An 8,848-nucleotide genomic window follows, 5' to 3' on the forward strand; every position below is an offset into this window, starting at 1 on the left:
GTGCTGGGGGCGCTCGTCGCCGTCGATACGCCCCTCGACGCCGCGGGCGCCGACGTGGTCACGACGCGCTACGACGTCGACCCGGCCGGCCGCATCGTGGGGATCACCGACGCCGAGGGCGCTGCGACCACCCGCTACCGCTTCGCCGGACCGGGGTCGGCGGTGATGATCACCGACACCACGGCGGGAACCCGCACCTATTGGCGGGACGCGGCCGGCCGGGTCCGGCGTCGAGAGGATGCCGCGGGGAGCGTGATGCTGATGTCGTACGACGCGGCCGGCCGCCAGGTCACCGTCGTCGACGCGAGCGATCCTGCGCAGCCGCTCACGATCCGCGAGAGCGTGTACGACGGCGCGCGGATCGAGCGTCAGATCGAAGCGGGTCTCGAAACACGATTCGTGTACGACCGCCTCGGTCGGCCGGTCGGCAAGACCGTCGCATTCGGTCCCGGCCAGGATCTGACCATGGGATACGAATTCGGCCTGCAGGGTGAGCTGCGGGCGATCGTCCATCCCGACGGCGAGCGCGTCGAGCACGGGTACCACGCGAACGGCTCGGTGCGGAGCCTGAGCGGTGTCGTGGAATCCGTCGAGTACGACGCGCACGGTCTGCCGACCGAGATCGACTTCGGTTCGGTCGCGGCGCGCTACACGCATACGCGCGACCTGAAACGCCTCGTCGGGGTCGCAATGCACCGGGGTGGCGTCGTGCTGCGCAGTCAGGAGTACGTCTACGACCGCAACGGCTGCATCACCGCAGTCGTCGACTCGGTCGCCGAAGGCGGCGCGGCGGCGGTCACGGGCCACGAGTACCGCTACGACAGGCTGCTCCGGCTCGTCCAGTGGCGCACGCTGACCGGCGGGGCGGGGGGTGCCGAGGCATCCCGCATCGCCTACAGGTACAACCGACGGGGCGATCTGCTCGAATCGGGCGAAACCGGACCTGCCGAGTTCATGCACGGCGGAGGCGACGCGCGCGCCGCCACGGGTGTGCAGCGCGGTGCCGACAGCTTCACGATCGCGCGCGATGCGAGCGGCCGCGCGCTCGACGTGGGCGCTGCGCGCGATCTGCGCTACGACGCGTGGGACCGGCTGGTGCGCATGACGCTTCCCGACGGGTCGGTCGTCGGCTTCGAGTACGACGCGGCGGACCACCGCTTGCGTCGGACCGTGACCACGCCCGGAGGCGACGTCGAGGTCACCCGGTGGATCGACGGCGTGTACGAGGTGAGCGACGCCGGCAGCCGCACGAGCTACGCCGTCGGGTCGCTGGTGGTCGCGAGCCGCACCGTCGAGCCGGGCGGAGCACAGACGCGTCTGTGCGTCCTGACCGATCAGCTCGGCTCGGTCATCTGCACCACCGATCGCACGGGCTCCGTGCAGCTGCAGCAGGCCTTCACCCCATTCGGACTGGCGGTGCGCGCGGGAGTCGAAGCACGGTACGCGGGAGCGCTCGACGCGGAGGGCGGGATGCTGCAGCTCGGCGCCCGCTGGTACCACCCGCTGCTGGGGCGATTCGTGACCCCGGACTGGTTCGTCCTGGAGAATCCCGAGCCGGCGCGGCGCATCCCGCAGGCGTTCAACCTTTACAGCTATGCGATCAACAACCCGATCATGCTGCGCGACCCATCGGGCAAGTTCTTCGGCCTCGACGACCTCATCGTCGCCGGCGTGGGCTTCGTGGTCGGGTTCGCGACGGGTGTGATCGTCGGCATAGCCGAGGGTCGCAGCTTCGGCGACACGCTGCTGCTCGGCTTGGAGGCGGGGCTCCTGGGCGCGGCCGGCGCATGGCTGGCGTACGCCACGATGGGTCTCGCGACTCTCGCGCTCGGCGGAATCGGTCTGGGCGTCGGCTCGGGCGTCGCGACCGGTCTCGCGATCGGCGCCGCCGTGGCCGGCGGCCTCAACGGGGTGATCAGCGGAGCGACCGAGATCTACGCGTGGGACAGCTGGACCGGGTGGGTTGCGTTCATCGCCGATTCGACGTGGGGCATCGTCGGCACCGGGCTCGGAGTGCTGCTGCACGGGGTCAACCTGCTCTACGGCGACAACAAGTACCAGAAGCACCTCAGCAAGCGGCAGAACCGGCACGTCTACGACGGAGGTTTCGGCTTCGGATCGTCGGCGTTCGCGCAGGGCAACGTGATCAGCAACCTGCAGGGCAGGCACGGCAGCCTGCTGGAGCACGAGAGCCTGCACATATTCCAGAATCGGGTCTTCGGCCCGCTGTTCACCGGAACCTACGTGGCATGGCTCGTCGTCGGAGGCGTGGTCGGATTCCTCATCGGCCTCGGTCTCTGGATCGCAGACGAGCAGAGCCTCGGCAAGTCCATCGAAGACATGGCGTACGCGAACAACCCCTGGGAATCGTGGGCGTACCACGAAGGCGGGTCGCACAAGGGCGGCGATCTGGCCTGGTGAGTGCGCGGTCGGCGGGGCACCGTGGCACCGGTCCGCCGGTAGCGCGTGGCGAGCCTCCCACGCCACAATGCACTCATGTGGCTGTACACGATGCCGATCGCCGTCGCGCTGCCGCTGTTCGTCGGCGTGTTCGTGGGGCTGTCGCTGCTCGTCGTCCTCGCGCTCCGCCGGTGGGTGCCGCACCCCGCGGAGCGCTCCAGTGAGTGGGACCGCGTGCTGGGGTACGTCGTCGCGGTTTATGGCGTGCTCTACGGAGTCACGCTCGCGCTGATCGCGGCCGCGTCCTACGAGAACTATCGGGGCGTCGAGGAGATCGTCCTCCAGGAGACGTCCTCTGTCGCCGTCCTGTACCGGGACGCATCGGGTTTTCCCGAGCCGACGAGGACGGAGCTGCAGTCACTGATCGTCGAGTACACCGAACACGTCATCGAGGTCGACTGGCCGACTCAGGGTGCAGGCCAGGTTCCCTCGAGCACGGTGCAGCAGGTGACCGACCTGCAGCGGGCGCTGTTCCAGTTCGAGCCGGCCGACGAGTCCGAATCGAATCTCCAGTTGGCCACGATCAGCGCCTTCAACGATTTCGTCGCCGACCGCGGAGCGCGCATCGGTGTCACCGGGCTCGAGCTGCCCGGCATCCTGTCTCTCGTGCTCTACGTCGGGGCGCTCATCAACGCGATCCTGATCGGGCTCGTGGAGGTGACCCGCAGACGGACGCATCTCATCATGGCGGGGCTGGTCGCCGGCTACGTCGCCATGGTGATCTTCGCGATCGCCAGCTTCGACCATGTGTACATGGGCGAGGTGTCGGTCGACACGACGTACTTCCGGGAGCTGCGGGAGTGGCTGTTCACCGATCCCGGCTAGTGCTGCGCATCACTCGACGCGATGCTCCACGAGAAGTAGGTGTTCCGCTCGGGATTCAGGCGGTGCACTCCGCCGCCCAGTCGCCGATGAATACGGCCAGTGCCTTGTGTTGGTCTGCCATACACGCACGCTCGCGCACCTTCCCGTCGCGGACAACGCAATTGACACGCGAGGCGCCGGACTTCGAGGCATTACTGCGCGGAGGTCAGCGCGCGTCCGCCCGCTGCTGGAGGGCGGCGAGCGCGTCCTCGAGCACGAGCGTCTGCGACACCTCGACCGCTCGGTCGTAGTGCACGCCGGCGAGGACGACGTAGACGGCTCCGACGACGTCGATGTAGCCGATCGTCTCGGCTCCCGCGCGGACGAGGTAGCGGTCGAAGCCGACGCGCTCCCACTGCACGGGCGGGCAGGGCGGCGGATCCGCCGGGCGCTCCGAAGGACGCTGATTCGGTGACTTCGTCGCGCCGAGTGGTGAAGACCTTCGGTCGCGCCCAGCCGGAATGTCGATCGTCATGGCCCACCCCCCTGGGTTGCGCTCATGGTGCTCCGGCGCTGTCGTGAATCCGAGAGGCTTGCTTCGTGGTGAGCCTTGCGCTATAAGTCCCGCGGGCGCGCCTTGTCGTCGTTGATCGAGTGAGCGACCTGCCGCCGAGCGCACGACTTCGCGACGCCGATAGACCGTGCTCTCGGCGGCAATCCGTTCACTCGGGACTCCAGCGCGCGTCAGCGAGGCGCCTGCGGCTGGCTGTGCGGGGGCGGGTCGGCGCCTGCCTCCGCGGTGGCGGCGGAGGCGACGAGCAGACCCCCGAGGAGGAAGCTGACGATGATTCCGACGAGCAGCCCCGACGAGAGGGTCGGGATGTACCGTCGTGCCCCCTGCGGAGGCTGGGCGGCGTGCTGATGCTCGTGAGCCAGGGCGTGGCCCTTGCCTCGCTTCAGGAGGACCCGGTTCACCGGGTACGCCGCGAGGAAGGCCGCGGTCAGCGCGATCATCATCCCGATCCAGAACACCGGGTTGACGAGCCCGGCGTCCATCGCACCCGGGATGAGCGCCATCACCGCGTTGTCCACGATCTCCATCGTCGCGATCGACAGCGTGTCCGCTGCGAGGACGATGGTCAGTGCCGCGCCGAGCGCAAGGCCCGCCTTCAGGAGGGGGAGGGTCGACAGCGCGTATCCGAACAGGAAAGCCAGAGCCACCGCGAGCACGACCGTCCAGCCCGCGGACAGCCCCAGGGCGGTGCCGATCACGAGGCCCGCGATCTCGCCGATGGCACAGCCCGTCAGGCAGTGCAGCGTGGCGCTCGCCGCCATCCGATTCAGCCTCCGATCATGACCCGCAGCGGAAGCGTGGGAGGCGTGCGCGCTCGTGTCGTGATGAGCGTGGTCGTCGTCCGTCGTCATCCGCGCGACCCTCTCCTCGGCATCCCAGCAGAGTATCGCGCTAAGCGCTCACCGGCTCAGGGCGGCCTCCTGGTCGACGCGGCCGAGCTTGTCGGGGTTCGCGATCGAGAAGACCCTGGTCACCCGCCCGTCGGCGACGGTGAGCGCGACGACGCCGACCAGCTGCCCGTCCAATTCCATTCGGATGCCGGGCTGGCCGTTCACCCACGTCGCGCGCGCCAGCAGGACGCCGTCGACCTTCGCCATCCCGCCGACGAGGTACCGTGCCAGGCGCTCAGCGCCGACGATGGGTCGGCGCGACGCGCCGCGGACCTTGCCGCCGCCGTCGGCGACCGAGACGACATCGGGCGCGAGGACATCCATGAGGCCCTGCAGGTCGCCCGTGTTCAGCGCGGCCACGAGGCGTTCGACCACCTCCTCGTGCTCCGACCGGACGACGTGCACGCGAGGCCGCCGAGCTGAGACGTGCGCCTTGGCCCGGTGAGCGATCTGTCGCACGGCCGCCGGGGTTTTGCCGACGGCATCCGCGATCTCGTCGTACGGCACGTCGAACACCTCGCGCAGCACGAAGACGGCGCGCTCCGCGGGCCCCAGGGTCTCGAGCACCGTCAGCATCGCGATCGAGACGTTCTCCGCGAAGGCGACGTCGTCCGCGACGTCGGGGCTCGTCAGCAGCGGCTCGGGAAGCCACTCGCCGACGTAGTCCTCCCGGCGCCGCGCGACGGTGCGGAGGTGGTTCAGTGACTGCCGGGTCACGATCTGCACGAGGTACGCGCGCGGCTCGCGGATCTGCGACCGATCGAGCGCGGCCCACCGAAGCCAGGACTCCTGGAGCACGTCCTCAGCATCTGCGGCCGACCCCAGGAGTTCGTACGCGACGGTGAACAGCAGCCGCCGGTGGACGACGAACGGATCGTCGTCGGCACGTGCGACGCTGCTCATGGCCGCGAGCCTACGCGGCGTCCGAGACGGCCGACCGCGCCGCGAGCGGAGGCAGGCCGCACGCGTCAGCGAACTGCTCCGACCGGATGCCGAGCGCCACGTTCATGCGCGCCGACATGTTCATGAACGCAACACGCGCAGCGAGCTCGATGAGCGCCGCCGGGCCGAGGTCGGCCAGGAGCGCATCCGACAGCTCGTCCGTCACCGCGGGAGGCGTCTGGCTCGCGGCCTCGGCGTACTCCATGACCCGGCGTTCTCGGTCGGTGAAGACCGACGACTCCCGCCAGCGGGGCACTTCGCGGACCTTCGCCTCGTCGAGCCCGTGGTTGTGGGCCAGGAAGTAGTTCAGATCGAGGCAGAAGCTGCACCCGACGGTGGCCGCCGACGCCATCGCCGCGTACGAGGCGAGTTCCTTGTCGAGCTCCCGCCAGCCCTCGACCTTCCGGCCGATGCCCATGGCGTCCTTCATGACTGCTTGGTTGTGCCACAGCACGCCGAGCGACTCTGGCACCCGACCCGTCATCTTGCGGGCCGCGAACTTCACAAGCGCTCCGTAGGCGCCGGTGACCTCGGTCGGGTGGATGCGGTGATGGCTGCTCATTTCTGCTCCAATGTCGTCGGTGGATCGAGTCCTTCGACATGAAGACACCGGTCGAGGCGCCCGTGTGACAGCCACGCACTGATCAGATGCGCATGAAGACAGCGCTCACCGGCAAAGGGTGTGGAAGGAGCTGACGCGGTCGTACCAGGAGATCGCGCGAGCGCGGCTGGAGGGCTGAACGGCTGGGACGAGGGTCGACTAAGACATCGGCAGAGGGTCGTCGCCTCGCGACCAGGCGATCGCGATCAGTTGGCGCAGCACGTCGAGATCGATGTCTTCGAGCTTCTTGACGTACACGCAGCCCGCCCCCTCGGTGTACGTCCCGAGCGAGGGCAGCAGCGCGGCCCCTTCTGGCAGATCCTTCAGCCCGTACAGCGACAACTGCGCCTTGCGCGGCGAGAACCCGGTCTTCATCCATTCGCCGCGCGTCCGCGGATTGGCGGGAGACACGTACTGGTAGCTGCCGTAGCCGACGATCGACGGCCCCCAGAGAGCGGGCTCGGAACCGGTCACCTCGTGGAAGATCTCGGAGAGCTTCAGTCCGTCTTCGCGTCTGCGAGCGGGCGTCGCGGCATCGAGGAAGTCGTCGACGCTGGCATCGGTCGGCACCGTCTTCTGTTCACTCATGCTTTCAGTCTGACACTCGACCGAGGCGAGCGACATGGGCGGCAGGTGAGCGCCCCCGCCGCCCATACACTGGCGCCATGACCAGCGCCGCGCTCCCATCCCTTGTCGAGGCTGCAGCGACACCCGGAGCCCGCGCCGAGTCCGAGGCGACGTACATCGCCTTCGCCTCGGGCGCACTCGGCGCCGTGTACGGCCTGGTCCTCGCCTTGGTCGCCCCCGACCCCCTGTTCGCCGACGGCCCGACCTCGTTCGCGCTGTGGGCTGCCGTGGGTGCCGCCGTCGCCGCGGCGGCGGCATCCGGGATCGGGTATTGGCGCTCGCGGAACCTTCCCGGGCAGGAGTGGCGCCGTTCGCTCCCGTCGTGGAAGTTCACCGTCAACAACCTCTCGATCGTCATCGTGCACACCGTGCTCGCGTTCATCCAGACCTACGTGCTCTATCGCCTCATCGGCCTCGGATTCATCGGACTGCCGGTGCACGTCGTCTGGTCGGTCGCCCTCATGGCGGTCACCGCCGGGCTGGCAGCACAGCTCGTGTACCGGTCCGTCTCGCGGATGACGACGCAGCGGATGTCGTCGCTGCTGCTCACGTTCATCGCATTCGGGATCATCACCGCGATGGTGATCGCGCCCGATCCGAGTTGGTGGAAGGTGCACTTCAGCCAGCTCGGAACCTTCCACGACCTCTCCAGCCTCTTCTTCAACGGCACCCTGATCGCCGGCGGATTGCTCGTGACCACCTTCGCCGTGTACGTGGCGCACGACATGCAGGCGCTGGTGGCCGCGGGCGTGCTGTCGACGCGTCGATCGCCCCGGATCGTGTCGACCCTCTTCGTGGTGATGGGCGCGGCGTTCGCCGGCGTCGGGCTTGTGCCGGTCGACGTCAGCCGCCTGTGGCACGACGTCGCCGCGCTGGGGCTCGCAGCCATGTTCCTCACCGTGCTGATCAGCGGCCCGAAACTGCTGCGAGGGATGCCGCGCACGTACTTCGTCTCGGCGGGAGCCGTCCTCGCCACGACGGTGGCGTCGGCCGCGCTGTTCGCCCTCGGATTCTTCTCGCTGACCGGCGTCGAGATCATCGTCTTCGTGCTGATCTTCGGGTGGATCTCGGTCTTCATCCGGTTCCTGGGCGTCGCCGGCCAGCCGGCTGCCCTGGTCGAATCAGCCCGCCTCCAGGATTGACCGCCGCCTCGCGGCGTCCGCCTGCGCACAACCTCGCCGTCCGATCACGAAGACCGGGCTGAGCCGCCCGTCGTGAGCCTGAGCGCGGTGGAATGGCGACGTTGTGCACGCCGGTCGGCGGACGCGGGGCGTGTCGGCTCGAACCCAGCCGAACTCAGTCCGCGAACACGAAACGCGTGGCGTCGGTCGGGAACTTCGTCCATGCGAGCACCCGCTGAGGTGTGACCCTCCAGACGGGCGACCGATACACCGCGGAGTCCCCATAGCCGTACTTCGCCCGCGACCCGGCGGCCAGCGTCTCAGCCTGGTCGGCGCTCGCAGTGATCAGCTGCGCGACACCCTCGACGATCACCGGCGCCATCGCGTCTTCGGTGTGCACCGCCACCCGACCGTTGCCGATCAGGTTCGCGTGATGCACGGTCACCGCGCTGCCGCCGAACCAGAAACAGTCGCCCTCCCAGAGGCCGTCGACGGGGACGGCGTGCGGGCGGCCGTCTGCCCGGACGGTGGCCAGCCAGTATCGCGGTGCCGCCGACAGCCTGGAGGCGACGTCCTCCCAGCTCAGCGTCGTGCGGACGGTCCCATACTCGGGCGGGAGCGTCAGAGGCTCGACGTACGGAGAGCGCTCGCTCATCGTGTCTTCCCCTTTCAGGTGGCCGAGTCCTCACCGCAACCGAGGAAGCATGCCCGCCACCTCTTCGAGCACGGACTCCTGACCGGCGTAGATACCTTCTGCGCGCGGCCAGTGTGCGACCACATCGGTGAACCCCAGGGATGCTGCCCGGCCGACGGCATCCTCGTACGCCGC

9 protein-coding genes are annotated in these 8,848 nt (G+C 68.9%); 3 read left to right on the plus strand and 6 right to left on the minus strand.

Annotated elements, in window-relative coordinates; translation table 11 throughout:
* The coding region (locus VFX99_RS11660) for an RHS repeat-associated core domain-containing protein (RefSeq protein ID WP_329666461.1) at positions 1 to 2,421 on the plus strand (2,421 nt) is incomplete at its 5' end.
* A 75-nt stretch (positions 2,422 to 2,496) separates the two neighbouring features.
* Positions 2,497 to 3,285 (plus strand): hypothetical protein, encoded by a 789-nt coding sequence (locus tag VFX99_RS11665; protein ID WP_329666462.1) that lies wholly within the window; start codon positions 2,497 to 2,499, stop codon positions 3,283 to 3,285.
* Positions 3,286 to 3,490: 205 nt separating this feature from the next.
* Here VFX99_RS11665 and VFX99_RS11670 read toward each other — a convergent pair whose 3' ends face one another.
* The 5 genes from VFX99_RS11670 to VFX99_RS11690 form a co-directional block, all read right to left on the minus strand.
* Positions 3,491 to 3,685, minus strand: a complete 195-nt coding sequence (locus VFX99_RS11670) for a hypothetical protein (protein ID WP_329666463.1) — start codon at positions 3,683 to 3,685, stop codon at positions 3,491 to 3,493.
* A gap of 323 nt (positions 3,686 to 4,008) precedes the next feature.
* On the minus strand, positions 4,009 to 4,599 hold the full coding sequence (locus VFX99_RS11675; RefSeq protein WP_329666464.1) for a DUF4396 domain-containing protein: 591 nt from the start codon (positions 4,597 to 4,599) through the stop codon (positions 4,009 to 4,011).
* A 138-nt stretch (positions 4,600 to 4,737) separates the two neighbouring features.
* Positions 4,738 to 5,631 (minus strand): RNA polymerase sigma-70 factor, encoded by an 894-nt coding sequence (locus VFX99_RS11680; RefSeq protein WP_329666465.1) that lies wholly within the window; start codon positions 5,629 to 5,631, stop codon positions 4,738 to 4,740.
* Between the two features lie 10 nt (positions 5,632 to 5,641).
* Positions 5,642 to 6,232, minus strand: coding sequence for a carboxymuconolactone decarboxylase family protein (locus VFX99_RS11685; protein WP_329666466.1), 591 nt, complete (start codon positions 6,230 to 6,232; stop codon positions 5,642 to 5,644).
* Positions 6,233 to 6,430: 198 nt separating this feature from the next.
* Complete coding sequence (locus VFX99_RS11690; protein WP_329666467.1) at positions 6,431 to 6,859, minus strand: DUF1801 domain-containing protein; 429 nt, start codon at positions 6,857 to 6,859, stop codon at positions 6,431 to 6,433.
* 77 nt (positions 6,860 to 6,936) lie between these two features.
* Here VFX99_RS11690 and VFX99_RS11695 point away from each other — a divergent pair, with 77 nt between their 5' ends.
* Complete coding sequence (locus VFX99_RS11695; protein ID WP_329666468.1) at positions 6,937 to 8,040, plus strand: DUF998 domain-containing protein; 1,104 nt, start codon at positions 6,937 to 6,939, stop codon at positions 8,038 to 8,040.
* A gap of 154 nt (positions 8,041 to 8,194) precedes the next feature.
* On the opposite strand, the gene VFX99_RS11700 is transcribed toward VFX99_RS11695, so the two are convergent.
* On the minus strand, positions 8,195 to 8,674 hold the full coding sequence (locus tag VFX99_RS11700) for a pyridoxamine 5'-phosphate oxidase family protein (RefSeq protein ID WP_329666469.1): 480 nt from the start codon (positions 8,672 to 8,674) through the stop codon (positions 8,195 to 8,197).
* Between the last annotated feature and the right edge of the window lie 174 nt (positions 8,675 to 8,848).

It is taken from the genome of Microbacterium sp. (genome assembly GCF_036277215.1).
GTDB lineage: Bacteria > Actinomycetota > Actinomycetes > Actinomycetales > Microbacteriaceae > Microbacterium.